This is a genomic window from Caballeronia sordidicola (genome assembly GCF_002220365.1).
In the GTDB taxonomy this organism is placed as follows: Bacteria; Pseudomonadota; Gammaproteobacteria; order Burkholderiales; family Burkholderiaceae; genus Caballeronia; species Caballeronia sordidicola_C.
The window spans coordinates 24249-50084 of the sequence record NZ_MTHB01000056.1 but is presented as its reverse complement, the minus strand read 5'-3'; the positions used below and the strand labels follow the sequence as shown (position 1 = coordinate 50084).

The 25836-nt window shown below is 60.7% G+C and carries 27 protein-coding genes; 13 read left to right on the top strand and 14 right to left on the bottom strand.

From position 1 onward, the window contains the following. Positions 1-55: 55 nt before the first annotated feature. The gene (locus tag BSU04_RS10085; RefSeq protein WP_089160484.1) at positions 56-1564 is read left to right on the top strand and encodes an NCS1 family nucleobase:cation symporter-1; all 1509 of its coding nucleotides are present in this window, start codon (positions 56-58) and stop codon (positions 1562-1564) included. Positions 1565-1595: 31 nt separating this feature from the next. After that, positions 1596-3074, top strand: coding sequence for a dihydropyrimidinase (hydA, locus tag BSU04_RS10080; RefSeq protein ID WP_089160483.1), 1479 nt, complete (start codon positions 1596-1598; stop codon positions 3072-3074). Positions 3075-3182: 108 nt separating this feature from the next. Here hydA and BSU04_RS10075 read toward each other — a convergent pair whose 3' ends face one another. From BSU04_RS10075 to BSU04_RS10040, 8 genes are read right to left on the bottom strand one after another with little or no spacing between them, the layout of a single operon-like run. Then, positions 3183-4463, bottom strand: a complete 1281-nt coding sequence (locus BSU04_RS10075) for an MSMEG_0569 family flavin-dependent oxidoreductase (RefSeq protein ID WP_089160482.1) — start codon at positions 4461-4463, stop codon at positions 3183-3185. Positions 4464-4490: 27 nt separating this feature from the next. After that, the gene (locus BSU04_RS10070) at positions 4491-4775 is read right to left on the bottom strand and encodes an MSMEG_0570 family nitrogen starvation response protein (RefSeq protein ID WP_089160481.1); all 285 of its coding nucleotides are present in this window, start codon (positions 4773-4775) and stop codon (positions 4491-4493) included. 9 nt (positions 4776-4784) lie between these two features. Next, positions 4785-5954: an MSMEG_0565 family glycosyltransferase gene (locus BSU04_RS10065; protein WP_089160494.1), complete on the bottom strand. Its 1170-nt coding sequence runs from the start codon at positions 5952-5954 to the stop codon at positions 4785-4787. Between the two features lie 10 nt (positions 5955-5964). Then, on the bottom strand, positions 5965-6936 hold the full coding sequence (locus BSU04_RS10060; RefSeq protein ID WP_089160480.1) for a sll0787 family AIR synthase-like protein: 972 nt from the start codon (positions 6934-6936) through the stop codon (positions 5965-5967). Further along, positions 6933-7493, bottom strand: a complete 561-nt coding sequence (locus tag BSU04_RS10055) for an MSMEG_0567/Sll0786 family nitrogen starvation N-acetyltransferase (protein WP_256982395.1) — start codon at positions 7491-7493, stop codon at positions 6933-6935. Before BSU04_RS10055 ends, BSU04_RS10060 begins: the two co-directional genes overlap by 4 nt. A 2-nt stretch (positions 7494-7495) precedes the next feature. Next, the gene (locus tag BSU04_RS10050) at positions 7496-8572 is read right to left on the bottom strand and encodes an MSMEG_0568 family radical SAM protein (protein ID WP_089160478.1); all 1077 of its coding nucleotides are present in this window, start codon (positions 8570-8572) and stop codon (positions 7496-7498) included. Beyond that, positions 8565-9578, bottom strand: coding sequence for a Nit6803 family nitrilase (locus tag BSU04_RS10045; RefSeq protein ID WP_089160477.1), 1014 nt, complete (start codon positions 9576-9578; stop codon positions 8565-8567). The genes BSU04_RS10050 and BSU04_RS10045 overlap by 8 nt, the downstream gene beginning before the upstream one ends. A 37-nt stretch (positions 9579-9615) precedes the next feature. After that, positions 9616-10098, bottom strand: coding sequence for an MSMEG_0572/Sll0783 family nitrogen starvation response protein (locus tag BSU04_RS10040; protein ID WP_056365868.1), 483 nt, complete (start codon positions 10096-10098; stop codon positions 9616-9618). Between the two features lie 416 nt (positions 10099-10514). Here BSU04_RS10040 and BSU04_RS10035 point away from each other — a divergent pair, with 416 nt between their 5' ends. The 3 genes from BSU04_RS10035 (at position 10515) to BSU04_RS10020 (ending at position 14389) form a co-directional block, all read left to right on the top strand. Continuing rightward, positions 10515-11906, top strand: coding sequence for an aminotransferase-like domain-containing protein (locus BSU04_RS10035; RefSeq protein WP_089160476.1), 1392 nt, complete (start codon positions 10515-10517; stop codon positions 11904-11906). Between the two features lie 52 nt (positions 11907-11958). Continuing rightward, positions 11959-12741, top strand: coding sequence for a CDP-diacylglycerol diphosphatase (locus BSU04_RS10030; RefSeq protein WP_256982394.1), 783 nt, complete (start codon positions 11959-11961; stop codon positions 12739-12741). Between the two features lie 940 nt (positions 12742-13681). Then, on the top strand, positions 13682-14389 hold the full coding sequence (locus BSU04_RS10020; protein ID WP_306427180.1) for an aspartate/glutamate racemase family protein: 708 nt from the start codon (positions 13682-13684) through the stop codon (positions 14387-14389). Positions 14390-14413: 24 nt separating this feature from the next. Here the strand turns inward: BSU04_RS10020 and BSU04_RS10015 are convergent, their stop codons facing one another. The 5 genes from BSU04_RS10015 to BSU04_RS09995 all read right to left on the bottom strand — a co-directional run bounded on the left by BSU04_RS10015 (position 14414) and on the right by BSU04_RS09995 (position 17425). After that, positions 14414-14752 carry a hypothetical protein gene (locus tag BSU04_RS10015; RefSeq protein WP_089160474.1) on the bottom strand — a complete coding sequence of 113 codons (339 nt, stop codon included), beginning with the start codon at positions 14750-14752 and terminating at the stop codon, positions 14414-14416. A gap of 95 nt (positions 14753-14847) precedes the next feature. Further along, entirely contained in the window at positions 14848-16092 is a 1245-nt protein-coding gene (locus tag BSU04_RS10010; protein ID WP_373452815.1) for an aspartate carbamoyltransferase, read from the bottom strand. An 81-nt stretch (positions 16093-16173) separates the two neighbouring features. After that, the gene (locus BSU04_RS10005; protein WP_089160472.1) at positions 16174-16593 is read right to left on the bottom strand and encodes a secondary thiamine-phosphate synthase enzyme YjbQ; all 420 of its coding nucleotides are present in this window, start codon (positions 16591-16593) and stop codon (positions 16174-16176) included. Between the two features lie 160 nt (positions 16594-16753). Beyond that, positions 16754-17074 (bottom strand): DUF4148 domain-containing protein, encoded by a 321-nt coding sequence (locus BSU04_RS10000; protein WP_089160471.1) that lies wholly within the window; start codon positions 17072-17074, stop codon positions 16754-16756. Between the two features lie 72 nt (positions 17075-17146). Beyond that, a complete protein-coding gene (locus BSU04_RS09995; RefSeq protein ID WP_089160470.1) occupies positions 17147-17425 on the bottom strand; it encodes a DUF4148 domain-containing protein in 279 nt (92 codons plus the stop codon). A gap of 241 nt (positions 17426-17666) precedes the next feature. Between BSU04_RS09995 and BSU04_RS09990 the strand changes: the two genes are divergently transcribed. The 5 genes from BSU04_RS09990 (at position 17667) to BSU04_RS09970 (ending at position 21781) form a co-directional block, all read left to right on the top strand. Beyond that, on the top strand, positions 17667-18389 hold the full coding sequence (locus BSU04_RS09990) for a transcriptional regulator (RefSeq protein WP_144021179.1): 723 nt from the start codon (positions 17667-17669) through the stop codon (positions 18387-18389). A gap of 159 nt (positions 18390-18548) precedes the next feature. Beyond that, entirely contained in the window at positions 18549-19067 is a 519-nt protein-coding gene (locus BSU04_RS09985) for an RNA polymerase sigma factor (protein ID WP_089160468.1), read from the top strand. Then, positions 19064-19927: an anti-sigma factor family protein gene (locus BSU04_RS09980; RefSeq protein ID WP_089160467.1), complete on the top strand. Its 864-nt coding sequence runs from the start codon at positions 19064-19066 to the stop codon at positions 19925-19927. The genes BSU04_RS09985 and BSU04_RS09980 overlap by 4 nt, the downstream gene beginning before the upstream one ends. A 223-nt stretch (positions 19928-20150) precedes the next feature. Continuing rightward, positions 20151-21245 (top strand): catalase family peroxidase, encoded by a 1095-nt coding sequence (locus tag BSU04_RS09975; RefSeq protein WP_089160466.1) that lies wholly within the window; start codon positions 20151-20153, stop codon positions 21243-21245. Beyond that, positions 21242-21781: a cytochrome b gene (locus BSU04_RS09970; RefSeq protein WP_089160465.1), complete on the top strand. Its 540-nt coding sequence runs from the start codon at positions 21242-21244 to the stop codon at positions 21779-21781. Before BSU04_RS09975 ends, BSU04_RS09970 begins: the two co-directional genes overlap by 4 nt. Positions 21782-21813: 32 nt before the next feature. Here BSU04_RS09970 and BSU04_RS09965 read toward each other — a convergent pair whose 3' ends face one another. Continuing rightward, positions 21814-22842, bottom strand: coding sequence for a S1C family serine protease (locus BSU04_RS09965; RefSeq protein ID WP_089160464.1), 1029 nt, complete (start codon positions 22840-22842; stop codon positions 21814-21816). Between the two features lie 201 nt (positions 22843-23043). On the opposite strand from BSU04_RS09965, the gene BSU04_RS09960 reads away from it, so the two are divergent. From BSU04_RS09960 to BSU04_RS09950, 3 genes are read left to right on the top strand one after another with little or no spacing between them, the layout of a single operon-like run. After that, complete coding sequence (locus BSU04_RS09960) at positions 23044-24066, top strand: aliphatic sulfonate ABC transporter substrate-binding protein (protein ID WP_089160463.1); 1023 nt, start codon at positions 23044-23046, stop codon at positions 24064-24066. A 12-nt stretch (positions 24067-24078) separates the two neighbouring features. Beyond that, complete coding sequence (gene soxC / locus BSU04_RS09955) at positions 24079-25326, top strand: sulfite dehydrogenase (protein WP_089160462.1); 1248 nt, start codon at positions 24079-24081, stop codon at positions 25324-25326. Then, positions 25319-25834: a c-type cytochrome gene (locus BSU04_RS09950; RefSeq protein ID WP_089160461.1), complete on the top strand. Its 516-nt coding sequence runs from the start codon at positions 25319-25321 to the stop codon at positions 25832-25834. The genes soxC and BSU04_RS09950 overlap by 8 nt, the downstream gene beginning before the upstream one ends. Positions 25835-25836: the final 2 nt, after the last annotated feature.

Below are 25836 nucleotides of genomic sequence, written 5' to 3'. Positions count from 1 at the left end.
AATCACAGCCTGATCCGCGGGCGCGGACCGCAACGATCCTGAGGAGATCAACCTGATGAAGCAGACAGCGCATTCTGTCGACCCGCAGTTCGCGGCCGACGCCAGCAGCAGTCTATATAACGACGACCTGGCGCCAACCACGTCCGCGCAACGGACGTGGAAGTGGTATCACTTTGCGGCGCTCTGGGTCGGCATGGTGATGAATATTGCCTCGTACATGCTCGCGGCCGGGCTCACGGAGGAAGGCATGTCGCCGTGGCAGGCGGTGTTGACCGTGCTGCTCGGCAACATGATCGTGCTCGTGCCTATGCTCCTCGTCGGTCACGCAGGCGCGAAGCATGGCATCCCGTATGCGGTGCTGGTGCGCTCGTCGTTTGGTACGAAGGGCGCGAGGCTGCCCGCATTGTTGCGCGCGGTGGTGGCGTGCGGATGGTATGGCATTCAGACCTGGCTCGGCGGCAGCGCGATCTATACGTTGATCAATATTCTCGCCGGTAATACTACGCACGGTGCACCGTTGCCCTTCCTTGATATCTCGCTCGGGCAGCTCGCGTGTTTCCTGTTTTTCTGGTTGATTCAAGTCTATTTCATCTTGCGTGGTACGGACTCCATCCGTTTCCTTGAAAGCTGGTCCGCGCCGATCAAGATCATCATGTGCCTTGCGCTCGTGTGGTGGGCGACCTCGAAGGCGGGAGGGGTGGGTGCGATGCTCGCGCAGCCGTCGCAGTTCGTGGCCGGCGGCAAGAAGGAAGGTTTGTTCTGGGCGACCTTCTGGCCGGGCCTCACGGCCATGGTCGGGTTCTGGGCCACGCTCGCGTTGAACATTCCGGACTTCACGCGTTTCGCCCGCTCGCAGAAGGATCAGATCATCGGGCAATCGATTGGTCTGCCGGCCCCCATGGCGTTACTCTCGGTAATCTCGGTGGTGGTGACGTCGGCAACCGTGGTGATCTACGGCAAGGCGATCTGGGACCCGATCGACCTGACCAGCCGCATGACGGGCATTGGCGTGGGCGTGGCGCTGATCATCTTGACGCTCGACACCATGAGCTGCAATCTTGCCGCTAATTTGGTAGGTCCGGCTTATGACTTTTCGAGCCTTTGGCCGAAGGGCATTTCGTATCGCGTGGGCGGGATGATTACGGCATTCATTGCTATTGTGATGATGCCGTGGAAGATCCTGGCGACCACCCAGGGCTACATTTTTACGTGGCTCGTGGGTTACTCGGCGCTGCTTGGACCGGTGGCGGGCATTCTCATGGTCGACTACTTCCTGATCCGCGGCACGCGCCTGAACACGCGCGAACTCTTCAACGAGAACGGTGAATACAGCTACACGGGCGGCTGGAATATAGCCGCAGTGGTCGCGTTGCTCGTGGGTGTATTGCCCAACTTGCCCGGCTTCCTGCACACGGCCTTTCCCGCGTCGTTCCCCAACGTACCTGCATTCTTCAATACGCTTTACACCTATGCATGGTTCGTGGGCCTCGCGCTTGCATCAATTGTTTACGGCGCATGGATGAAGATGGGCAAGCGCCCGACGGCGCGGATTGCCAGCGCCTGATTTCGCGTGATTTCTCTGGGGAGACAGCAAGATGACGATCCTGATTCGCGGCGGCACGGTGATCGACGCCGACCGTACCTACCGTGCGGACGTGTTGTGCGCAGACCCGAAGGACGGCGGCACGATCCTGCAGATCGGTCTCGATCTCGATGTTCCGGCGGGTACCGAAACGGTCGATGCATCCGGCCAGTATGTAATGCCCGGCGGTATCGATCCGCATACGCACATGGAGCTGCCGTTCATGGGCACCACGGCGAGTGACGACTTCTATACGGGGACGGCGGCAGGGCTGTCGGGCGGCACGACGAGCATCATCGACTTCGTGATTCCCAGTCCGAAGCAGCCGCTGATGGAAGCGTTTCACGAGTGGCGCGGCTGGGCGGAGAAGGCGTCGGCCGACTACGGCTTTCACGTGGCGGTGACGTGGTGGGATGAGTCAGTGCATCGAGACATGGGCACGCTGGTGCATGATTATGGCGTGTCGAGTTTCAAGCACTTCATGGCGTATAAAAACGCCATCATGGCCGACGATGAAGTGCTCGTGAACAGCTTCGCGCGGTCATTGGAACTCGGCGCACTGCCTACCGTGCATGCCGAGAATGGCGAGCTCGTGTTCCAGCTTCAAAAGCAATTGCTCGCGAAGGGCTTCACGGGGCCGGAAGCGCATCCGTTGTCGCGGCCGCCTGAAGTGGAGGGCGAGGCGGCGAACCGGGCGATCAGGATTGCGCAGGTGCTGGGCGTGCCTATCTATATCGTGCATGTGTCGTCGAAAGATGCCGTCGATGTCATCACGCGTGCACGCAGTGAAGGTCAACGCGTGTTCGCTGAGGTGCTGCCGGGGCATCTGGTGATCGATGAGTCGGTCTATAGCGACCCGGACTGGACGAGGGCGGCTGCGCACGTGATGAGCCCGCCGTTTCGTACCAGCGAGCATCGCGAGGCGTTGTGGCGTGGTCTGCAATCGGGACAACTGCATACCACGGCGACTGACCACTGCGTATTTTGTGCGTCGCAGAAAGCGATGGGCCGCGAGGACTTCACGCGCATCCCCAACGGTTGCGGCGGGGTGGAAGACCGCATGTCGATCCTCTGGCATCACGGCGTGAATAAAGGACGACTGACCCCGAACGAGTTCGTGCGCGTGACCTCGACCAACGCCGCCCAGATTTTTAATCTGTTCCCGCGCAAGGGTGCGGTCCAGGTGGGGGCGGATGCCGACCTCGTGGTGTGGGACCCGGCTGCAACCCGGACGATCTCGGTCAAGACCCATCATCAGAAGGTGGATTTCAACGTGTTCGAAGGTATGACCGTGCAAGGCGTGGCGACTCATACGCTGACCCGCGGCGCGCTCGCATGGACGGATGGCGATCTGCGCGCCGTCCGCGGGGCAGGACAGTATCTGAAGCGTCCACCGAACGGCGCCTATTTCGATGCTACCCGGATCGCTAACCAGTTGAAGGAACCGCATCCGATCCATCGTGCCGGTGACAAGGTCGTGAAGGCGGCTTGAGGTTCACGGTAATGAAACAACGGACCGGCGCTATATGCGCCGGTTTTTTTGCTTTCACGTAACGAAGCGTTCTTAAATGTTAGCCTCGAATGCAATGCCTCTGTCTATTCATACGGTCGCTTCGTCGCGCGTTAGCATTTTCGCTTCCCGGCAAGCGCCGATCTTCTCGACAACAAACGCAGCGTCCCGCGCGACGCCTGAAAAGCGGCCCGATCCCCAGGTATGCAGCCACGGCAAGCCGACGAAGTAAAGACCGTCGAGCGGCGTCAGTCCGCGCGTATGCGCGGGATAACCGCGGCCATTGAAGATAGGCGCATCGAGCCAACTAAAGTCCGGCGTGAAGCCGATGCACCAAACGATCGAGCCTATTGCGCTTGCTCGCAGATCGAGCGTAGCGCGTTCTTCCGCCGGCGACCACAAAGGCTCATAGCGCGATCCCGGTGGTGCATCGATTCCATTCTTTTCAATGTACGCATCGATTCCCGCGTTGATGCCGTTAAAGGTCTTGTCCGCGCTGTCGAGATTCTCGGTCAGGTTAGGCGCGAAATGAAGCACGCCGTCCTGCAGATCCTGAAGCCGGCCGTACAGTTCCATGCCCTCGGCCGCGAACTTGCGCAGATCAATATCACGGCCGCCATCACGGCCGGTCACGTAGTGATTGGTATTGTCGCGGACACCTTCACGCAGCGGATGCTGATCGACGGGCATGTCGTAATACTTCATGTCGGCGAGCCAGTCGACCACGTCGCGTCCTCGATAGAAGCGCGCGCAACGCGGCGCCTCACCTACGGCGAGGATCACCTTGCGACCCGCCAGATGCAGGTCTTCCGCAATCTGGGCGCCGGATTGCCCTGATCCGACCACCAGCACCGCGCCTGCCGGCAAAGCCTGCGGGTTGCGATATTCCGACGACTGGATTTGTTTGATGGAGCGCGGCAGGCGTTCCGCCATGCGCGGCACGATTGGCGTGTGATAACCGCCTGATGCGACCACGACCTGGTCCGCCGTGAACTCTCCCTGGCTGGTGGATACGCTAAAGCCGCCTTCGCTGTTACGCGCGACCCGCTGCACTTCGATATGCTCAATCACGGGTGCATCGACGCTGCTAATGAAGCCATCGAGATACGCGATGATCTCGTCCTTCTTCATGAAGCCATGCGGATCGTCGCCGGTGTAGGGGTAGCCCGGCAGCGCACACTGCCAGTTCGGTGTGACGAGGCAGAACGCGTCCCAGCGTTGCGTGCGCCACGTATGCGTGACGGTGTTTTTCTCCAGCACGAGATGATCGATCCCCGCCTGCTTCAGGTAATAGCTGACCGACAATCCTGCCTGACCGCCACCCACCACAATGACGCTGGTGTGCGTCGAGTTGCACGATGTTTGCGACATGATGTGTCCTTTCGAAAAAAGTGACGCTCAGACGAGCGCGATGACCTTGACCTTCGCGTTTGGCTCACCAAGAAAACGTTCGGCCTCGACTTCGATCTTCGCGAGCTGGTCCATTGCCGCCGAGCATGCAAAGCCGTACTTTTCTCGCACGCGTTCGGACGCAATGTTGAGTGCTTCACGGGCGCGCGAGACGAAGTCATCAACGGGATAATCCTCTCCCGCCGTGAAGAAATCACTGACCACTTGCGAGGGCGAATAACAGTTTGCTTCGCTGTTATCGGGCCACTGGATTCGAAAATGCATGACCGGCATGGCGGGTTCCTAAAGTGTTGGAAGAGAGCGGCTTGCAAGCAAGGCGCTATAAATGTCGAGGTGTTTTCGCGCCGATGCCTGCCAGCTCATTCGATCCAGCAGCGCGGGCACAGCGCGATTGAAGTCGGTTCGATGACGGCCATCGATCACACGTGCGAGCGCGTCTGCTATTGACGCGGGCTCGGTGGGTGTGGCCCAGCAGCACAGCGAGTTGTCGAGATACTCTGTGAACGGCGCAATGTTCGAGGCCACGACCGGCGTGCCGCATGCAAGCGCTTCGAGTACGACGAGGCCGAAACCTTCCCGCAGCGAGACCATGGCGAGGACATCGACGCAACGAAAAAGTGCTGGCATGTCGGCGTCATCGAGCGGGCCGGCAACACTCACCGCTTGCGACAGACCGTACTTGGCCACGCGCTCCATGAAGGCACGCGCGTAAGCGTCGTGGTCGAGCAAACTCGCACCGCCCGCGATCACCAGACGCGCATGGGGATGATGTTTGACCAGTTCCGCGAATGCGTCGAGCAGGCCGAGCGTGTTCTTGCGCGCTTCAATACCACCGACCGCAAGCACGACCGGGCCGCGGCCGTCGATGCCATGACGTTGCCGTAGTCTTTCATCGTGAGGCGTGCGCTGTGTCGAGTAGCGATTCAGATCGACGCCGTTCGGCACCGTCGCCGCTTCTATCCCGTACGTGTCGCGCATCTCGCGCGTCCATACTTCGCTCACGCACAGCACGCGATCGGCGTCGCGCCACGCACGCGTTTGCCAGGCGGCGAGGCGCGGGTTGTCGAAGTGATCCAGGTGATGAACGGTTCGCACAAAACCCGCTATTTCACCTTCCGCCGTCAACTCGGCAAGGGCGTTCCCACTGATGCTGTCCTGCGCATGCAGCACGTCGAAGCTGTGCGGATCGCAGGCTTTCACGCTGGTCTTGAGCGCGCGAAGCCGCGCATCGACGAGTGCGACTGTGTTGTGTTGCGACCCTTCAATGGTGGCGAGAATCACGCGGCACGGCGGCTCCCGGAAGAGTGTTTCTCCAGCCACGGCCGGCGCGAAGAGCGTGACGTCCTGGCCTTCGTCAACGAGCGCGCTCGCGAGTTCGAGTGCATGCACCACACCGCCGCGCGGATTGACCGAGTGCGTGGTGAGGGCAATCCGCATCACAGTGTGTGTCATGTCAGGCTCCTCACCTTCCGACGATGAACGCGTCATCGTTGAAGTTCCAAAGCTCGGCCGATTCGCCGCCTTCGTGCAGTAGCACTTTGCGCGAGGCATCCACCGTACCGATCACCGCACATGCCAGCTCGCGTTCAATGAACAACTGCTCTATCTGATCTGTATGTTCTTCGCGTACGGACATTACGAAGCCAAAGCTGGGGAACGCGCTTAACCAACGCAGGCGATCGTGTCCGGGCGGCGACGGCACGCGCGCGAGATCGATGCTGGCGCCTGCGCCTGAGCATTCAAGCAGCATCAGCGCAGTGCCGAGTGCGCCAGCCATGCTGATGTCCTTGGCGGCGTCGCAGAGACCGCTTTCGGCCAGCATGGGCAGCAATTCAAGGTCGGCTCGCAGGCGTGCGGCGGGTGCGCCAACCGATGCGTTCCAGAACGGATATGGATCTTCGAACATACCGCGCAGATCGACCGCCATCATCAGGCGGTCACCGGGACGGGCGTTGAAACTGGACAGCAGCTTGTTCGCGCGCCCAAGAATTGCCACTGCAAGTTGGGCCTGATCGCTGCGCGTATTGCTATGGCCGCCGACGATCGGCACGCCGTACACGGACGATGCCGCCGCCATGCCCGCGAGCACGTCTTCAGCCGCGCCCAAGCCGTCGCTCCAGAGTGCGTCGACGACTGCGATCGGGCGGCCGCCCATCGCGTAGATGTCGCTTACATTGACCATCACGCTGCTGTAGCCAGCGAACCACGGCATGTCACGCACGAAGTCGCTGACCAAACCTTCGATAGCGAACAGCAGGTGAGAGTCTCCGTCGGCAATGGCTGCGCAGTCGTCGCCCACGGCGACCGCTTGCGAGTCGTCATAAGCGCCACGCGGCGTGTACCGGGTTAGCGACGACATCACGCCCGCAATATCGGTCTTGTGGCGAAAGCCGCGCGTCTCCCTTAGCGCGGCGACGAGGTCCGCTACCGTCATGCCATGCTCCGCGCGGGTGAATACTGCGTCATGAAACCGCTCTGCGGTGTCACACAAGGTGGATAGAACGCGAGGTCTGCCTGCATCAGATGATGCGGCCGGCCATGCATGAGTTCTTCAGAAAGCGTAGTCCAGTGCAGCGCATGAAACAGCGCGGCGTTTTGGCTTTGCACGTGCGCGAGGAAGGTCGTGCAGCCAAGCGCATGCGCACTGCTCACTGCCAGCTTGATCAGTGTTGCGCCAATCTTGCCGTGCCGCCGGAACGCGGCATGCACTGCGAGCCGCGAGCCGGTCCATACACCGGGTTCGTCCTCGTGAATCCGCACCGTACCGACCACCTGTTCAGGCATCCCGCCAATACAGCTTACCGCCACGAGCAGTTGCGCGCGCTCGTCGATTTCATCGCGGTCATCGCCGATAAAAATCCCCTGCTCGATGCAGAACACCGCCCGCCGCAGCTTGTACGCTTCGTTCGCTTCCCAGGGCAGCGTGGTCCACTTGATCGTGTAGCTGGCGGGGGTGTAGAGCCGCGCGAGATCTTCGGTATCGGCGAGCATGATCAGACCTCGTAGGATGACAACGACGAACACGCGCCGCATTTGCCGCAGCCCGCCTTGATATCGGCGGAGCGCATGCCGCCTGCCGACACCATCGCGCCAAGCGGCTGCAAGACCGACTTCATGAACTCGGGCGAGGGCGCCGGATGATCCTCGAGCGGCGTGCCGCTGATCGGCACGAATGGAACCACGAACGGATACACACCCAGATCCACCAGCTCGCGCGAGATCGAGAGAATGGCTTCTGCCGTGTCACCGAGACCGGCGAGGATGTAGGTGCTCACCTGACCCCGGCCGAACACCGCCACGGCCGCCCTGAAGGCTTCCATGTAACGCGAGATAGGCACGCTCGCCTTGCCCGGCATGATCTGTTCACGCAGCGCAGGCGTGACCACTTCAAGATGCATGCCGAGCGTATCAATGCCGCTTGCGCGCATGCGCTCGAACCATTTGTCGTCATCGGGCGGTTCGCATTGCGCCTGGATCGGCAGGTCGACTGCGGCCTTGATCGCGAACGCGCTTTCGCACAGGATCTGGGCGCCGCGATCCTTGGTCGGCGGGGTGCCGGTGGTCAGGACCATATGCTTGACGCCATCGAGCAAAACGGCTGCGCGGGCGACCTCTGCCAATTGCTCGGGTGTCTTACGGGCGATCGTCCTGCCCGCCGCAAGCGATTGCCCGATTGCGCAGAACTTGCAGGTCTTCTTGCGGCTTTCATACCGGATGCAGGTTTGCAGCACGGTCGTGGCAAGCACGTCCGACCCATGCAGGGTCGCGATGTGCGAGTAGGGCACGCCATCGAAAGTCTGCATGGCATAGAAACGCGGCGACTTCGGGAAGCTGATGTTCGCGATCGGGATCGAACCGCGGAGCAATGCACTGCTGCCGTGGGCGTCGGGTGCGGATGCCATGAACGGCGAGTGCCATGCGGTGTTCGTATGCACGGGCACCATGATGGTCACGCCGTCGATGGTGACCGCCTTGTGGTCGGACGGACCCGCACCGCCTCGGCGGCTCGCCACGCCGAGACCCGCGCCCGGATCGGCGAGACGCAAGCCCGCCGATTGCAGTTCAGTCATCAATTGCCGGCTCACGGCCGACAAGGTCTCGTTCGCGTTCAAGGTGCAATCCCCCGGTTGAAGGTGAGAAGCTGTTCATGGGTGCCGACGTGAGCGCCGGCCGGTCGTTGATGGCGAGGCTCAGTAGTTCGGGCCGCGCGTAGTGCCCGACAGAATCCATCATGCGTTTGCGTTTGGTGATCAGCGACATGTCCAGGTCCGCGATCACCAACCCTTCGCCCTCGCGCAACGGCGGGGCGAGATGCTGGCCTTCGGGCGAGATGATCGCCGTGTTGCAGCCACCGCGAAGCGCCTTCTGCAGGCCGGGATCTTTTGTGATCGACTCGATCTGCGGCTCGGTCAACCAGCCCGTGGAATTAATCACGAAGCAGCCGGACTCCAGTGCGTGATGCCGGATGGTCACTTCGATCTGTTCGCCGAAAATGGGCCCGACAAGCGAGCCGGGAAACTGGCTGCAATGAATCTCTTCGTGCTGGGTCATCAGCGCGTAACGCGCGAGCGGGTTGTAGTGTTCCCAGCACGCGAGCGCGCCCACCCGGCCGATGCGTGTCTCCGCAACCTTCAGGCCGGCCGCGTCGCCCATGCCCCAGATCATCCGTTCGTGAAACGTCGGCGTGATCTTGCGGCGCTTGAGCAGCAGTTCGCCGTCGGTATCGAAGATCAGTTGTGCGTTGTATAAGCTGCCGTGATCGCGCTCGTTCACACCGAGCACGACGACCATGCCATGCCGCCGCGCCCGCTGCGCTACCGCGTGCGTCACCGGCCCGGGCACGACCACGGCTTCGTCATAAAGCCGCATGTGTTCGGCACCCGATGCCACCGGCGCCCGCACGAACGAAAAGTACGGATAGTAGGGCAGGAAGGTCTCGGGGAAGACGATGAGCTGCACGCCCTGGCGTGCGGCGTCGTCGATCGTTTCGAGGACCTTCTCGAGCGTGCCACCGGGCCGTTCGAGGTCCGGTGCTATCTGGACCGCGGCGGCGCGGACGATTCTCTTGTCAGGCATGGTCGTTCCGTGTTGATGAGAGGCTTCAGGCGCAGCGTCAGACAGTCCAGGTGTTGATGATCAGGGCGCCGTCCTTGCGATGCAGCAACTGGATGTCGAGCACGTCAAGCGGGCTGATTGGCTTGATGCCTTCGATCAGAGACGCCTCTCCCTGCCCATACAGCGCTTGCAGCGCAAAGCGGCACGCGTAGACCTTGCCGCCTTCTTCCATGAACTTCTGAATCTGCTTGTTGAAGTTCAGATGGCCGGGAAACGCCTCGTCGCCGAGCGTCGGGAAGCCGCGTTGAAGTCCTAGCGTCACGCCCGGCCCATACAGCAGCACCGAGGTTTCAAAGCCCTTGCGCAGCAACCGGGTGGCTTGCAGCAAGTTGACGAAGCCGATGGAACCCTCGAATGCGACCGTGTGGAATGTCACCAGCGCCTTCTCGCCAGGAGCGGCTTTGACGTCTTCAAATACCTTCTCTTCATAATCGACAAGGTAATCGCCTTTCTTGTGCATCGGAATATTGACGGCAGGCATTCTAATCTCCAGTAGATAACCAATTCAATCAGCGGCGCTGGCGTTTATAACCCGGCGCCGAACCGCGGAATACGAAGCTGTTAATGCAACGGGCGTGCCATTCAATGAGCGCGTTAATGCGATCAATAGCCGATCATTCAAACGATCAGTGCGCGCGGAGCAGTGAAATATTTTTAGTGCCGATCCCGAAAAGCCTTTCAGGGCTTGGTTTATTGGCTGACGGGGCAAAGGGGCTGCACCAGTGTGGCGTGATTACAGGGGTGCGGTCGCGCTGGTCTGGTGCAATAAACACCGGATATGTGCATTGACCCCTGAATCATTGGATTCTCCATACGATCATTGAATGCGATCAATTTATTTTTTTCGATCGCCGTCGTGCTATCGTTTTTTTAACTGTATTTATCCGAGAGCGTTTCATGGCCAGTCTTACTCATCACTGGATCAGAAAATTGACAGAAAGCCGCAAGCCGGCTTATTTGCTGATTCCCGAGTTAATTGAAGAAGATCTGGCGAGCGGGCGTTTGCGGCCGCGCGATCGACTGCCGGGCCTGCGTGACTTGGCCGACGAACTGCAACTCAACTACACGACCGTGGCGCGCGCCTACGCTGAGGCGCGCAAAAGAGGGCTACTCGACTCGCGTGCGGGCAGCGGTACGTTCGTACGCGGCCGGACTGCGACGCTGCCGCTGTCCGGCGGCAGCAGTGTCGAGATGACCATGAACATGCCGCCCGAGCCGGCGGAACTCGCCGCGCGCTTGCGCGAATCAGCAGCGCGGTTGTTTTCGGCAACGGACCCGTATCGGCTGCTGCGGTATCAGGATTTCGGTGGCACTGCTGACGATCGTGCCGCCGGCACGAAGTGGCTGAAGCGTCGTTTCGACGATTGCGATGAAGACAAGGTCCTGGTCTGTCCTGGCATTCATAGCGCGCTGGTGGCGCTAGTTTCGCAGCTTGCGCGGCCGGGCGGCACCATTTGCCTCGATACGCTGGCTTACCCGGGCATCAAGGCGATTGCGGCGCAACTGGGTGTGCGGTTGCAGGCGCTGGCACGCGATGACGACGGCCCGCTGGCCCATGCGTTCGAGGCGCTATGCAAGAGTGATAAGCCCAGCGCATTCTATTGCAATCCTACGATCCAGAATCCGAGCACGGTGACACTGTCGTCGAAGCGGCGCGAGGCGCTTGCCGATGTCGCGCTAAGGTACAGCGTGCCGATTATCGAAGACGATGCCTATGGCATGTTGCCGGTCCAGGCGCCCGATGCGCTGGCTACGTTGGCCCCCGATCTGACTTACTACGTCACCGGGTTCTCCAAGAGTTTTGGCGCCGGTCTGCGCGTGGCTTACATTCGTGCACCGTCCGCACGGCGCTCCCAGCATCTTGCCGGGGCGTTGCGTGCGACGACTGTAATGGCGAGCCCCTTCACCGTGCTGCTGGCGACGCAGTGGGTCAGCGACGGTACAGCAGACCTTATGCTCGATGCGATTCGCGCAGAGTCCGCGGCGCGTCAGGAGGTTGCTGCACGCGTGTTGTCTGACTGGAAGTTCGACGCCGATCCGGCGGGTTTCCATCTCTGGATGCCCATTCCGGCGGAGTGTGGATGGAATGCGTCCGAACTCGCATTGCAGTTGCGCTCGCAAGGGATTGGCGCGGTGTCAGCGGCGGCTTTCGCGACCGATGGCAATCCGCCCGAAGCCATTCGCGTATGCCTTGGCGGCCCGAAGAATCTCGACGAGTGTGAAGATGCGCTCAGGCTGATTGCCGATACCGTCGAACATCCGCATCATCTGCATTTGCCGGTGATGTAGGGGTTCAAGTTGTGCGCGGTCGTCATGAAGTCTTGTTAGGATGCAGGCTTTCGTGTCGACCGCTTATCCCATGCGCAATGTCCGGCTCCTCGTTCGCTTAGCCTCGCTCACCGTAGCTGTGCTGTTCTTCTCAATTGCGTATGCGGGCAACCCCGACGCGTTATGGCAGATCGTTCACAACTCATGTGAGCCCGCCGCGCGCGGCGCCGATGTCCCGCAGAAATGTGTCGATGTCGATTCGCCCGGCGGCTTCGCGGTCCTCAAGGATATCAACGGCGTTGCCCAGTATTTGTTGATTCCGACGGTTCGCGTCGGCGGCATTGAGAGCGCTGATCTTCTGATACCGGGGTCGCCGAATTATTGGCGCGCGGCGTGGGAAGCACGGCGGTTTGTTGAAGCGAAGCTAGGGCAAGACCTTCCCCGCGACGAACTCTCGCTCGCCATCAACTCGACCAGCGGGCGCACGCAAAACCAGTTGCACATCCATATTGATTGTCTTGCCCCGGATGTCGTTCGCGCACTACGTGAGCAAGGCCCGAAGATCGGCACCGAATGGACTGCATTCCCCACTCTGCTGCGCGGGCATGCATACCGCATTCGCCGTATTGATGACCCCGACCTTGCCTCCATCGATCCCTTTAAACTCCTGGCCCCCGATGTGGCGAGGGAAGGCCAGATCATGGCTGACCAGACCTTGCTGCTCGCGGGTACCACGGCGCCCGACGGCAAGCCGGCGTTCTTTCTTCTCAACGATCATGTACGACGCGATACGGGCGACTTCGCTTCGTCGGAGGAGTTGCAGGACCATACCTGCGCCGTTGCACGGTCGAAATAGTTCCAGCGCTCCGTATCCCGGATTTTTGGGTTTCGTCGCGCTAAGGAAAGATCAGACGGTCGCGGCGCGTGAACTGCGACGGATGATGAAACGAGCAAATAGAATTTCTGGGGGAAGCGACACATCGTCGGCTTAAACTTGTGCGGTTTTCCGGTGCTATTCGATGGCGAGTGAGAACAATAGGCTCGCGAGGCCGCTCTCGTCCAACGTACCTTCCGCAACGTCCACTATGATGTCCTCGAGCACGTCGGACCTTGGTACGTCGTAGCCCTGCAAAGCCAGATAGGTCAATGCGGTAACCAGCGCTGTTCTCTAGTTTGCATCGTTAAAGACGTGTCCTCTGGCGAGCGCCACTGCGTACATTGCCGCAATATCGAAAACGTCCGAGAGTTGCCCGTAGAGCATGCGGCTAGCTACGCGTGCCAGTGCGCCCTCGAGCGGGCCGACTCCGTGACCGCAAGTCCTGGCTCTTGTCGCAAGATCAAGTCGTGAATCTCAACGACTTGCTGGGCGTCTATCATCGATTCGCGAGAGCCTTGATTACCTTCTCGTGCGTCGCGATAACTCGCTTTGCAGCGCTCATTACCACCCGCGATCCCTCGCTACCCTTTAACTGCATCTCGACAGGCCGCTGAGGTGAGGTTCGGGCCTTAATCGTTACACCATAATTTTTCATCGTCGATCGCCTTTCTGCCTTTTTGACTCTACGGTTTAGCTTTTGTCAATACGCACTGTGTACCATAATAACGCGCTTCTTTCGCTATGAATATAACGGTGATGAGCGGCTCCGGTACGTCGTTTTGGGCAATGGCTCCTTGACGATTCTGTCTATGTGGATCGACAGAATGTTACCGCAACAGAACTAGACTTTACTCTAGCCGGCCAACGCGCTTCGCTGCACTATGTCGCTTCGACCAATCTGATTTGCAGGACGGGCACCATGAACAACATGCGAGCCATTGGCATGATCGGCGGGATGAGTTGGGAATCGACGACTGAATACTATCGGTTGGTCAACCGGGATGTGCGCGCGCGGCTTGGCGGCCTGAACTCGGCGCAAGTCCTGCTGCACAGCGTGAATTTCGCACCGATCGAACAGCTTCAACGCGACGGACAGTGGAACATCGCGGGCATCCGGCTGGCCGACGCCGCGCGTCATCTTGAAGCGGGCGGCGCGCATTGCATCGTGCTCTGCACGAACACCATGCATCTCGTTGCGCCGCAAATTGCCGCAGCGGTGTCGGTGCCGTTTCTTCATATCGTCGATCCGACGGGGATCGAGGCGAACAGGATGGGCATACGCAAGGTCGGTTTTATCGGCACTGCGTTTTCGATGCGCGAAGGTTTTTTCCGCGACCGCCTGCAAGAACGGCATGGCATCTCGACACTCTTGCCGGAACCTGCCGAGCAAGCGGTCGTTCACGACATCATCTATCGCGAGTTGTGTCTTGGGATCGTCAACGACAATTCACGCAAGCGGTATCGCGACGTCCTTCACGGACTTGCTGCGCGTGGCGCAGAAGCAATCGTGCTGGGATGCACCGAGATCATGCTGCTCGTGAACGAGGCCGACAGCCCTGTACCGTTGCTCGATACCACCACGCTTCACGCCCGCGCCGCCGTCGATTTCTCGTTGGCGCAAGCGTGAGCGATCGGGCGATGAAGTTGTAGTTCAGTGCTCGCGGCGGTGCGTAAACACACGCGGACGCACGCCTTCAATCACTGCTTCGGGCAGGACTTGACGCAGCGTGCGTACCGTGAAGTCGAGGTCTTCCATGGCCACGTCGAAGACCAGCCGAAGCTCGTCATGGTCACGCGATGCCTGGCTCACATATATTCCCAGCGGCGAGTGAAACAGGCGCCTGATGCGCTCGCGTGCCGCCTCATCCTGCCTGCTGTGAAGGACGGCGGAGAGATGGACGCGGGAAACGCAGGGCGCCGAGAGCGCTTCCTGCGCAGCAGATTTTTTCGATGTAGCCGAGCCGGCAATTCTTTCAAGGACGAGATTCATTACGCTGCAAGCTCCTGTAATCGGGATTCACTTGCAGCGTATCTTTTTGTGTGTAAACGCCGCGTTAATATTTCTGACGGTGCTGTATAGATCGCTTAATCGATGCCGTGGAATACCGCATCGTCAGGTCCGATATAGGCCGGTGACTTCCATGCGGCGTCGCGCATTGAGTGCTGTACCTGACGTTCTACGCCCAAGAGCACCGCGAAGATTGCCATGCGGACCGGAATGCCGTTGTCGGTTTGCCGGAAGATAGCGAGTCTTGGATCGTGATTGAGGTCGGTGCTCAGATCGTTGGCGCCGGGCCGTCCGTCACGCGGCAACGGATGCATGATCAGCGTGTCGGGTCCGCAGACGCTGTCCACCAGAGCCTGGTTAATCTGAAAATCCGGCGTGTAACCTTCAATGGATTCATCGGCAAAACGCTCTTTCTGAATCCGCGTCGCGTATACAACATCCGCACCCTTCAACCCCGTCTGCAAGTCGTTGGTCTGCTCGATGACATGGTCGCCGCGCGTGATCTGATCGAGGATGGAGGCGGGCATCTCCAGCGAGGTGGGCGAGATCAGCGTGAACTTCAGTCCCCGATACAACGCCAGCAACTTGGCGAGCGAATGGACCGTGCGGCCGTATTTAAGGTCGCCCACCATGGCTATATGCGAACCGTCCACAATCTTCCCCACGCGTGAGAATTCGCGCTGGATGGTGTAGAGGTCGAGCAATGCCTGACTGGGATGTTCGCCGGGACCGTCGCCGGCGTTAATCACCGGCACGTTGGTCGCGCGCACGAACTCCGCCACCGAGCCTTTCTCCGGATGACGCACGACGAGTGCGTCGGCGTAACCGCTGATCACGCGGCTGGTGTCGTAGATCGACTCGCCTTTTGCCATCGACGAAAACGTGAAGCCGGTCGTGTCGCACACAGAGCCGCCCAACCGGCAAAACGCCGCGCCGAAGCTGACACGCGTGCGCGTGCTGGCTTCAAAAAACAGATTGGCAAGCACCGCGCCTTCGAGCACGCGCGTGATCTTCTGGCGGCGTGCGATAGGTTGCATCGTGTCGGCGACCTGGAACAACGCCTCTACGGAGTCACGGGAGAACTGATCGACGGACAGCAGATGTGGCCGGCCTTCGTGAAGAATGGACGGAGAATATACGCGTTGTGTATATTCGTCGCCGGACGGAATTCTTTCCACCAGTTCCATGACGTAGCGGCTCGCAATTTCGGGCATGGCCCGCGATTCCGCCGATTCGTCGGGGAGCAGCCAGGTATCCAAGGCCCGGCGCGACACACCAATCCGGTTCGCGAAGGCGTCGCGGGTCATGTTCAGGCGGCGCATGGCATCGCGCAGGAGGGTTTGCTGTTGAGCTTGCACGATGGGCGCTCCGTAGGTGGTTATGTACGCGATGCGTATATTAAATCACTCTCCGAAAAGGTGCAATACGACTTCACGTCTACTCGGCGCGCGTCGGTGCTCGAAGACATAAATGCCTTGCCAGGTGCCGAGGACCATCCGGCCGGCATCGACGGGAATAGATAGTTGGACTTGCGTCAGCGCAGTTCGCAGATGCGCGGGCATGTCGTCTGGGCCTTCGGCGTCGTGGACGTAGCGCCCGGGCGCTTCCGGTGCAATGGTCTCGAAGAACTGTTCAAGGTCGGTGCGCACGTCGGGGTCGGCGTTTTCCTGGATCAATAAGGAAGCCGAGGTGTGCCGCAGGAACACGGTCAGCAGACCGGTCCGAATGTCCTGGAGATCGATCCAGCGATGGATGCCGGCGGTGATTTCGTGCAGTCCGCGCGTGCGTGTGGGCACGCTCAGATGATGGAGCGCCTGCTTCATGTCGATGTCTCCGGGAGGGAATGCGCGACGGGGAAGCGGTCGCGCGTGCCTCTGAAGTTTATCGGCTGGAGCGGGTTTCGGCAGACGGCGAGCGCGTGGACCGGATCAGAGTAGTGCTGGCTGTGGCCATCGCGCGCCGGCGTCTCGCCATGCATGCGACTCAATGGCCGAAATAGATCGATTGAGTGGCGTCATCCGGCGCAACATGCACGCGGGTACCCGATACGGACGTGCCGTTGGCCGACGATCCATAGGACGAAGACGCGATGCCTTGTTGTTCAGCTACGCGTTGCTCGGCAGCCTGGATGTCTTGCGGGTAGTTGACGTCTTCGCCACCCGGGTTGTAGCCGGCTTTTTCCAGTTGAACGAGTTCGGCTTTGACTTGCGCGCGGGTGACGGGATCGTTGCTTTGTGCGAAAGCGAAGGCAGGGGCGGCCAATGCCGACGAGAGAACGAGGGCGGAAATAAGGAATTTTTTCATGATGATCTCAAGAGTAAAGTTAGGATGCCGATTTATTTAATCGGCTTGCGAAGATTGAGTTAGCGCGTTGGATCAGTTCGTTGCGCTGGGCGAGTCGGCAGCCGTTGAACTGGCTACTTTACCGGCGTTGGCCGTCTGGTGTTGAGCCAGGCGTGCTTCTTGTTGTTGTTCGAGTTGGTGCGCGAAGATCGGGTTGACGTCGGGGTAGGACGTGTCGGTGACAAAATCGCGGCCGTCCTGTTGTGCCGCGATCAGTTCCTGGTAGACCTGGGCGCGGGTCTTGGTTTGAGCGAATGCGTGTGCCGAGGCAATGGTGGCGAGGAACAGTACTGCGACGCTGAGGGTTTTCATGGTTCGCTCCTGCGAAATTGATTGTGTGCAGCTTGCATTGGAGAGAACCCGGAAAGGGCACAAGATATTCCCGATTAATTTGGATATTTTTATGTCGGAAGAATAGATATTTATTCGTGAAGAAGCGGAATAACCCGCTGGAGAAGGTGTTCACGCGCGCAGGGGATTTCTATGCCCCGTGTGGAATAAACCCCGGCGCGTCGTGTTTGCCCCTGTACGAACAGCCAAACATTGCCAGATCATGCCCATAGCAAAACCTCCAGCGGAACCCCGGCTCTCTGAGTCGGACGTCCAGGCATACGCCGACGGCATGCTGGATCCCAAGCGCGCCGCGAGTGTGGCGACGTATCTGAAGAGCCGCCCTGACGAAGCGGATCGGGTCGCGTTCTACGGCCGCCTGAACTGGCAGATGCAAAACACCTTTCACGAAGCGGGCAGCGAAGAAGCGCAGCCTGCACCGGTGCCGGTGCGGCGCCTGTCGAGGCGCAGTCTGCGTGCGATGCTGGTCGTAGCCGTGGTGACGCTGGCCGTTGCCGCCGCGGCGATCTTCGCGTTCGACATTTCTGATTCAGCGCTCGACAATGCCTCGATGATGGCGCTTGAGCAAGCCGTTGCCGCGCAGGAAATGGCATCAGGTGCGATCGGTTATGAAAGCTCGGTGAAGGCTTTGGCAAGCGCCCCGGATCTGTCCAGCGTCGGTTTCCACCCCGTTGCACGCCGGGAAATGTCCGTAGGACCATTCGCTTCGGCGACCGAGTTTGTCTACCGCAATCGAGGCGGCGAGGCCGCCGTGCTGCTCGTGGCGCCGGGACTGTTTGCTCAGCCGCAGCAGCAATGGAAGGCCCATCGCGTGGGTGCAAGCCGCTTGCTTGCGTGGACTGCGGGCGGCAATCGTTATGTGCTGGCGGGCCGTGCGAAGACCCGAGGCTTGATGCTGGCCGCCGACTTGATGACGCGCAGCTAGGCACCAGGCAAACGCGAGTAAGCTGCCGATTGCATAATCACGCACTCGGCAAAAAAGCACACTGGCAGCGGGAATATCCGCCATGACCCGGTGTTGGCCCATCATCAGAGCTGCGTTTTATCGAACGTTTGCGTAAGCTTACAAAATGAAGGAAAGCCGATGGGCGTCCGTGACGAGTTAATGGAACATGTGCCGCGATTGCGCCGCTACGCGCGAGCGCTGATCAATAATCGCGATCTCGCGGACGATCTGGTTCAGGACACGCTCGAGCGTGCGCTCCGGCACACCGAGAAATTTCAGACCGGCACCGATCTGCGCGCGTGGCTGTTCACGATCATGCACAACGTCTTTGCGAACCAGGCGCGTCGGGCGGGCGTGAAGGCAGTGCATGTTCGCGTCGATGACGAGAACATTTCCGAGCGAGAATTCGCCGTGCCGGGCACGCAAACGCAGTCGCTCGAAATGCGCGACCTGGACTTCGCGTTGCAGCGGTTGCCGCTTGATCAGCGCCAGGTCGTGCTGCTGGTAGGGCTGGAAGAAATGAGTTACGCGGATGTGGCGCAGGCGCTGGAAATCCCGATCGGGACCGTCATGTCGCGCCTCTCGCGCGGACGTGAAAGACTGCGCGCGCTGATGGCCGGCGCGCAACCGGGCGCTAAATTACAGGTGGTGCGATGAGCGACCAACAAACACCTATCAGTGAAGACGAAATTCACGCGTATGTCGACGGATCGCTGGCTGAGCATCGCCGCGAGGAAATCGATCGCCTGCTGGAACGCGACGAGGCACTGGCTACGAAGATCAGCGACTATTTTTCGCTGAACAGCATGTTCCATGACCGCTATGACCGCGTGCTAAGCGAACCCGTGCCGCAGCGTCTGCTACCGCCGCAACCCAAGCGCTGGCGTGCTGCCGCCAACTGGCCGCAGTTCGCGGGCATGGCAGCGGCGCTGGTGCTGGGCGTCGGGATCGGCGTGGCGGGCATGACAGGGACCATGGGTCACGACACCTTGATGCCGGGAAGCGGTGGTGGGGCGGTGCAACGTGCAAGCTACAACGTGGGCGAGTCGTTTGCACGGCAGTCGGCTATTGCCCATGTGATGTACGCGCCGGAAGTGATGCGGCCCGTGGAAGTGGGCGCGGATCGCGAGCAGGAATTGGTGCAGTGGATCTCGAACCGGCTGGGTACGGACGTGCGTCCGCCTGTACTGACTCGCTCGGGCTTCGAGTTGATGGGTGGCCGCTTGCTCCCTGGTGACGACGGCCCCGTTGCGCAGTTCATGTACCACGACGCGAAGGGCGAGCGTATTACGCTGTGCATATCGCATCGCAAGATAAGCTCGGATACGACCGCGTTCAAGCTGTATCAAGATGGATCGGTGAACGTGTTTTATTGGATCGACGGCGATTTTGGTTACGCCGTGTCGGGCGCGATCGACCGGAAGGTGCTGCTTGACCTGTCGCACGACGTCTATTCGCAACTGACCGCAATGGGCGGCGCCAAGGCACCCTCGGGCGCTTCCGTGTCTACGCAATAAGCGGATGGGATGGCAGCCGCGGAGTCCAACAATACCGCGGCTGTTCCTTATGGAATGCAATGCTGGCGTGATTGATTGCGCTGGCCCTGGAATAAGCGGTCACGCAAAGTCGTTCACCCTGTTGTAGCCTCCATGCACCGAAGCAAATTACGCACGTCGCTAGAAAATTCGTTTGATAAGGATATCGAATTAATGACAAGCGCGGCAAACCGGATCACTCCACATGACGATTGACCCATTCTCACCTCGCCCTCCCGAGCGTCAGACTATTCCGCTTTTCAGGCTTGCGGCTATCGGCGCGGTCGTGGCGGCTATCGGTGGCGCTTTTGTCTATGTTGGCGGGTTTGTGACACCGCATCGCCTGACGCCACAGCGTATTGTCAATACCTTCGAAGCGAATGCGGGCGTTCATCCGGGGTTCCGCCGCAATCATGCGAAGGGCGTGTGCGTGTCAGGGTATTTCGAAGGCAATGGCCAAGCGTCGGATATCTCTCGCGCTGACGTGTTCAAGACCGTGCGAACGCCGGTGATTGGCAGGTTCGCCATCCCGGGCGGTGATCCTTCAGCCCCGGATGCCAGCGTGCCAGTGCGCAGCATGGCGCTGGATTTCAAGTTGCCCGACGGGCAGCAATGGCGCACCGGCATGAACAATACGCCGGTGTTTATCGTCAATACGCCGCAGGCCTTTTTCGCTCAACTGGTGGCATCGAAGCCCGATCCCGTAACGGGCAAGCCTGATCCAGTCAAGCTCAAGGCGTTCTTTGCAGCACACCCCGAGACCGCGCCGTTCCTGAGTTGGGTGAAAGACCACCCGCCGTCCTCCAGTTTCGGCAATGCGGCTTACTACGGCATCAACGCCTTTCGTGCAATCGATGCAAACGGCAAGACTCACTTCGTTCGCTGGTCGATGGTGCCTGAGGCGCCGTATGCACCCGTCACCGCGGAACAGAAGAGTCAGCACGACTTTCTCGATACCGAACTGCGCGGCAGGCTGGCAAGCGGTCCGCTGCGTTGGCACTTGATCCTGACGGTGGCCACGCCCGGCGATCCAACCACCGATGCAACCCAGGCGTGGCCCGAAGACCGGCCGCACATTGACGCGGGAACGCTGGTGCTAGAGCACGAGAGCGCGCAGAGCAACGGCGATTGCCGGGACATCAACTACGATCCCACCATTCTTCCCGATGGCCTCAAGCCATCGGCTGATCCGCTGCTCGCAGCGCGTTCTTCCGCCTATGCGGTTTCATACAACCGCCGCACGCATGAAGTAGCGCAGGGTCTGGCCTCCGCTCAATCACCGACACGGAGTCACGAATGAGCGCCGATCGAAAGCACTTCAGTCCGTCAGCACGGTTTTTGCACTGGCTCATGGCGCCGCTCGTCATAGCAATGTTGTTCATCGGCGTGGGGATGGTAGCCACTTTATCGTCATGGCATCAGACGCTGCTCGCGATTCACAAGCCGCTGGGGATCGCCATTCTTGTGCTGGTGAGCGTGCGTTTCATCGTGCGGCTGACACATCGCGCACCGCCGCTTCCCGATGACATGCCGCACTGGCAGCAGCACATTGCGCATCTGTCGCACTGGGTTTTCTACGCGCTGTTGTTCGCCATGCCGCTAGTCGGCTGGTCGATGCTGTCGGCCGGCGGTTTTCCGATCCACTTGTTCGGACCGGTGAACCTGCCGCCCATCGTCCCGCAGGACGTGCGCCTTTATGCGGTGCTCCGATCAGCGCATACCGTGCTCGCCTTGCTGCTGTTCGCGACCTTCCTCGCGCATCTCGGCGCGGCATTGTTCCATGGCCTGATCCGCCGCGACGGGGTATTTTCGAGCATGGCAAAGGGCCGCGACTAGGCGGCCAGCTTTCACTCCACACGCCGGTCGTTTCATCCAGCCTGTTCGACCGGCGTCACTTCCAGTTCCAGCTTTTGCGTGCCGCGCAACACGGTCACTTTCACCGTTCGGTCGATACGCGATGCATCCAGCGAGCGCTGCAAGCTATCCACGCTATCTACCGCCAGCGTGTCGATGGCGACGATCCGGTCGTCGGTACGCAATCCGCCGAGCGCGGCCGGACTCGCTTTCACCACTTCCATCACATGTACGCCACTCGCCGACGGCAACTCGAAATAACGCTGTACCCGACGCGAGATGGGCGTTGTCGTGCCGGCCACGCCGATGTACGCTCGCCGCACGCGCCCGTGCGCGAAGAGCTGCATGATGACCCACTTGGCGGTATCGATGGCTGTCGCGAACGAGATCGCCTGCGCACCGGCAATGATCGCCGTATTGACACCGATCACCTGACCCGCCGAGTTGATCAACGGGCCGCCCGAGTTGCCGGGATTGAGCGCGGCGTCGGTCTGGATCACGTCGTAGATCATGCGTCCCGAGTTCGATCGCAGGGACCGTCCAAGCGCCGAGACCACGCCGGTCGTGACCGTTTGCACGAGGCCGAGGGGATTTCCCACGGCGATCGCGATCTGCCCGACTCGCAACTTGCCGGACTCTCCCAGCTCGACGTGCGGCAACGCATCGGCTGAGCCAATCCGCAGCACCGCGAGGTCACTGTCGGGATCGTCTCCGACGAGATCGGCAAAAAATAGTGCGCCGTCCGCGAGCGTCACACGGATCTGCGTGGCGCCGTGCACGACGTGGCTATTCGTCAGCAGATAACCGTCGGGCGTGAAAATGAACCCCGAGCCTGAGCCTCCCTGTGCACCGCGGCCGCTCTTGTCGCCCGGCAAACGTCGTTCGACTGAAATAAAGGCGACCGCTTGCTGCACGCGTTCGAGCGCGCCGATCACGGTCTGGGAGTAAGCGTCCAGCAGGGCCTCGTCGCCGAGCGGGCTTGCGAGCGCAGCGCCGGCGGGGCCGCGTGAGAGATCATCGATGAATTGGGGACGGCTTCCCATGATCATGCTCCTGATGAAGGGATCAGGAGATGCGGGATTCTTGCGGGTATTTCAAGCCCGGGCTGCGCCGCCCGGAGTGTCCGACCCGGCAGCGCGGCCGTCTCAGCATTTCCGCTGCAATCGATATCACGATTGATCGTTTAGTGCTGGACGCGCGCCTTGTTAGCATGGTCGGCTGCCTAATATGCCTGCGATGCTCCCATGAAACTCTTCACCCGTCTGGCCGCGTGCCTCGCGCTGGCCCTGACTGCCCTGAGCGCGGGTAGTGCAACCGCGCAAACGCCTTCGGGCGACCCCGTCAAATTGCGAATCGGCTTTCAAAAATCCTCCACGCTGATCGCGATCCTGAAGGCGCGCGGCACGCTGGAACGTGCAGTGGCGCCGCTTGATGTGCGCATTGAATGGGGCGAGTTCGCGAGCGGGCTCCCGCTTACCGAAGCGCTGAATGCGGGCGCGGTGGACTTCAGCGCGGACGTGGCGGATACCGTCCCCGTGTTCGCGCAAGCGGCTAACGCCAACTTCGTTTATGTCGCGCAGGAAACGCCGTCGCCCTCGGCGCAAGCCGTGATCGTGCATCGTGACGCACCCATCCACACACTCGCCGACCTTAAAGGCAAGCGCATCGCGGTGACGAAGGCAGCCGGCAGTCACTACCTGCTGCTCGCCGCGCTGGCTAGCGCAAAACTCTTGCCGGCTGATGTCAAGATCAGCTACCTCGCACCCGCAGACGCACGCGCGGCATTCGAGCGCAACGACGTGGACGCTTGGTTCGCGTGGGACCCCTATGTGGCTTCCGTCGAACAAGATCCGGGCGCGCGTATTCTGGTCCGTGGTGACGGGCTTGCGTCGTATCAACGGTATTACCTCGCGTCCGCGCCGTTTGCGCAAGCGCATCCGAAGATCATCGATATCGTGTTCAAGCAGCTGGTTGAAGCAGGCATCTGGACCAAGGCGCATCCGCAGGAAGCGGCGAAGATTCTGGCGCCGGTGTGGGGTCTCGATCAGGCAACGGTCGAGCGCGCGAATACGCGGCGCACCTATGCCGTGCGTGCGGTTGTAGCTAAGAACTTCGGCGAGCAACAAGCGATCGCCGACACCTTCTATCAGGCAAAGCTGCTGCCCAAGCCCGTCGATACCGCTAGCGCACTGGTCTGGGACTTTGCCGGGCGTAAGGCTGTGGCCGCGAATGCGGCTACGGCGTCGTTGACCGCAACGCAGCCTTAGCGGTCGCTAAGCATGACCTCCCGTAAGTCCTCACCTTCACCGGGTCGCCGACGTCTGCTTGGCAGTCTCGCTGCCGGCGGCTTTGCCGCATCGCAAGCCGGCGCGGCCGAGTTGCTCAGACCACTTGAGATCGCAGCCTGGTCGAAGACACCCGGCGCACCGATCCTCGAGCATCCTTACGGGTTGCCGTCACGATATGAAGCAGACGTGGTGCGCCGTGCGGCCAAGGCGTGGCCTTTGCCCGGGGCGGCTTCCTCCATGACGCCGCTCGCCGATCTGCACGGTTCGATCACACCGAACGGGCTCGTCTACGAGCGTCATCACGCGGGCGTTCCGGATATAGACCCATCGTTGCATCGTTTGGCTATTCACGGACTAGTACCGAATCCAAAGCTTTTCACGATGGACGACATCCTGCGCTTGCCGTCAGAGTCGCGGATTCATTTCATCGAATGTTCGGGGAATACCGGGAACGAATGGAACGGTCCGAGCGGCATGCCGGTACAGCTCACGCACGGTCTGTTGTCGTGCTGCGAATGGACGGGTGTGCGTTTGTCCACGCTGCTCGAGGAGGTCGGCGGTATTACCGGCACGTCGGGTTGGGTGCTGGCCGAAGGCGCCGATGCGGCCGCGATGACGCGCAGCCTGCCGTTGCAGCGCATTGCGGATCGGGCGCTCGTGGCCTACGCGCAAAACGGTGAACGCCTGCGTCCCGAGAACGGGTATCCGTTGCGGCTGATCGTGCCCGGCTTCGAGGGCAATACGCACGTAAAGTGGCTGCGTCGCCTGAAGGTGGTCGATGCTCCTTTGCAGACGCGCGAGGAAACGTCGAAGTACACGAACCTTCTCGCCGATGGCACCGCGCGCCAGTTCGTGTTCGAGATGGACGCGAAGTCGGTGATCACGCGGCCGTCGCCGGGGCATCGGCTGACAACGCACGGGTTCTATCCGATCTCCGGACTGGCCTGGTCGGGACGCGGCACGATCCGCCAGGTGGAAGTCTCGACGGACGGCGGCACAAGCTGGCGAACGGCGCGACTGGAAACGCCCGCACGTGACCGCGCGCTCACGCGTTTTCAGGCCGACTGGAACTGGACCGGCGAACCGGCGAGCATCCTGTCGCGCGCCACCGACTCAACAGGCTACGTCCAACCCACGCGTGAAGCGCTGGTCGCCGCGCGCGGTCTCAACTCGCAGTATCACTACAACGCGATCCAGCAATGGCGTATTGATGCGGCAGGCGAGGTGCGCAATGCGTAGAGCCCTATTGTTCGCGCTGATTGCCGTGTCACCGGGGTGCTTCGCGGCGCACGACATTGGCACGCCGCTCACGGCGGACGAGATCGCCGCGTGGAATATCGATGTTGCGCCCGATGGGCGCGGTCTTCCTGCGGGTAGCGGCGACGTGACGACGGGCGCGCACGTGTTCGCAGCGAAATGTGCTGCCTGTCACGGTGCGCTGGGTCAGGGTTTGATCGGCGATGCGCTGGTGAGCGGCCGGGGCACGCTGGCAAGCGCAAAACCCAAGCGCACGGTCGGTAGTTACTGGCCCTACGCCACCACGTTGTTTGATTACATTCGCCGGGCGATGCCTTACAACGCACCGCAGTCCTTGTCGGCTGACGAGGTTTACGCGCTCAGCGCTTTCCTGTTGAATCAGAACGGCATCGTACCGCCCGATACGCGGCTTGATGCGCAATCTCTACAAAAGATAAGGATGCCGAATCGTGACGGTTTCGTACCCGATCCGCGTCCTGGCCGACTGTGAAT

What these genes read in the sequence shown, in the direction of transcription:
- BSU04_RS10085 (WP_089160484.1), top strand. Translation starts at nt 56, where the DNA reads ATGAAGCAGACAGCGCATTCTGTCGACCCGCAGTTCGCGGCCGACGCC.
- hydA (WP_089160483.1), top strand. Translation starts at nt 1,596, where the DNA reads ATGACGATCCTGATTCGCGGCGGCACGGTGATCGACGCCGACCGTACC.
- BSU04_RS10075 (WP_089160482.1), bottom strand. Translation starts at nt 4,463, where the DNA reads ATGTCGCAAACATCGTGCAACTCGACGCACACCAGCGTCATTGTGGTG.
- BSU04_RS10070 (WP_089160481.1), bottom strand. Translation starts at nt 4,775, where the DNA reads ATGCCGGTCATGCATTTTCGAATCCAGTGGCCCGATAACAGCGAAGCA.
- BSU04_RS10065 (WP_089160494.1), bottom strand. Translation starts at nt 5,954, where the DNA reads ATGACACACACTGTGATGCGGATTGCCCTCACCACGCACTCGGTCAAT.
- BSU04_RS10060 (WP_089160480.1), bottom strand. Translation starts at nt 6,936, where the DNA reads ATGACGGTAGCGGACCTCGTCGCCGCGCTAAGGGAGACGCGCGGCTTT.
- BSU04_RS10055 (WP_256982395.1), bottom strand. Translation starts at nt 7,493, where the DNA reads ATGCTCGCCGATACCGAAGATCTCGCGCGGCTCTACACCCCCGCCAGC.
- BSU04_RS10050 (WP_089160478.1), bottom strand. Translation starts at nt 8,572, where the DNA reads ATGACTGAACTGCAATCGGCGGGCTTGCGTCTCGCCGATCCGGGCGCG.
- BSU04_RS10045 (WP_089160477.1), bottom strand. Translation starts at nt 9,578, where the DNA reads ATGCCTGACAAGAGAATCGTCCGCGCCGCCGCGGTCCAGATAGCACCG.
- BSU04_RS10040 (WP_056365868.1), bottom strand. Translation starts at nt 10,098, where the DNA reads ATGCCTGCCGTCAATATTCCGATGCACAAGAAAGGCGATTACCTTGTC.
- BSU04_RS10035 (WP_089160476.1), top strand. Translation starts at nt 10,515, where the DNA reads ATGGCCAGTCTTACTCATCACTGGATCAGAAAATTGACAGAAAGCCGC.
- BSU04_RS10020 (WP_306427180.1), top strand. Translation starts at nt 13,682, where the DNA reads ATGAACAACATGCGAGCCATTGGCATGATCGGCGGGATGAGTTGGGAA.
- BSU04_RS10015 (WP_089160474.1), bottom strand. Translation starts at nt 14,752, where the DNA reads ATGAATCTCGTCCTTGAAAGAATTGCCGGCTCGGCTACATCGAAAAAA.
- BSU04_RS10010 (WP_373452815.1), bottom strand. Translation starts at nt 16,092, where the DNA reads ATGCGCCGCCTGAACATGACCCGCGACGCCTTCGCGAACCGGATTGGT.
- BSU04_RS10005 (WP_089160472.1), bottom strand. Translation starts at nt 16,593, where the DNA reads ATGAAGCAGGCGCTCCATCATCTGAGCGTGCCCACACGCACGCGCGGA.
- BSU04_RS10000 (WP_089160471.1), bottom strand. Translation starts at nt 17,074, where the DNA reads ATGAAAAAATTCCTTATTTCCGCCCTCGTTCTCTCGTCGGCATTGGCC.
- BSU04_RS09995 (WP_089160470.1), bottom strand. Translation starts at nt 17,425, where the DNA reads ATGAAAACCCTCAGCGTCGCAGTACTGTTCCTCGCCACCATTGCCTCG.
- BSU04_RS09990 (WP_144021179.1), top strand. Translation starts at nt 17,667, where the DNA reads ATGCCCATAGCAAAACCTCCAGCGGAACCCCGGCTCTCTGAGTCGGAC.
- BSU04_RS09985 (WP_089160468.1), top strand. Translation starts at nt 18,549, where the DNA reads ATGGGCGTCCGTGACGAGTTAATGGAACATGTGCCGCGATTGCGCCGC.
- BSU04_RS09980 (WP_089160467.1), top strand. Translation starts at nt 19,064, where the DNA reads ATGAGCGACCAACAAACACCTATCAGTGAAGACGAAATTCACGCGTAT.
- BSU04_RS09975 (WP_089160466.1), top strand. Translation starts at nt 20,151, where the DNA reads ATGACGATTGACCCATTCTCACCTCGCCCTCCCGAGCGTCAGACTATT.
- BSU04_RS09970 (WP_089160465.1), top strand. Translation starts at nt 21,242, where the DNA reads ATGAGCGCCGATCGAAAGCACTTCAGTCCGTCAGCACGGTTTTTGCAC.
- BSU04_RS09965 (WP_089160464.1), bottom strand. Translation starts at nt 22,842, where the DNA reads ATGGGAAGCCGTCCCCAATTCATCGATGATCTCTCACGCGGCCCCGCC.
- BSU04_RS09960 (WP_089160463.1), top strand. Translation starts at nt 23,044, where the DNA reads ATGAAACTCTTCACCCGTCTGGCCGCGTGCCTCGCGCTGGCCCTGACT.
- soxC (WP_089160462.1), top strand. Translation starts at nt 24,079, where the DNA reads ATGACCTCCCGTAAGTCCTCACCTTCACCGGGTCGCCGACGTCTGCTT.
- BSU04_RS09950 (WP_089160461.1), top strand. Translation starts at nt 25,319, where the DNA reads ATGCGTAGAGCCCTATTGTTCGCGCTGATTGCCGTGTCACCGGGGTGC.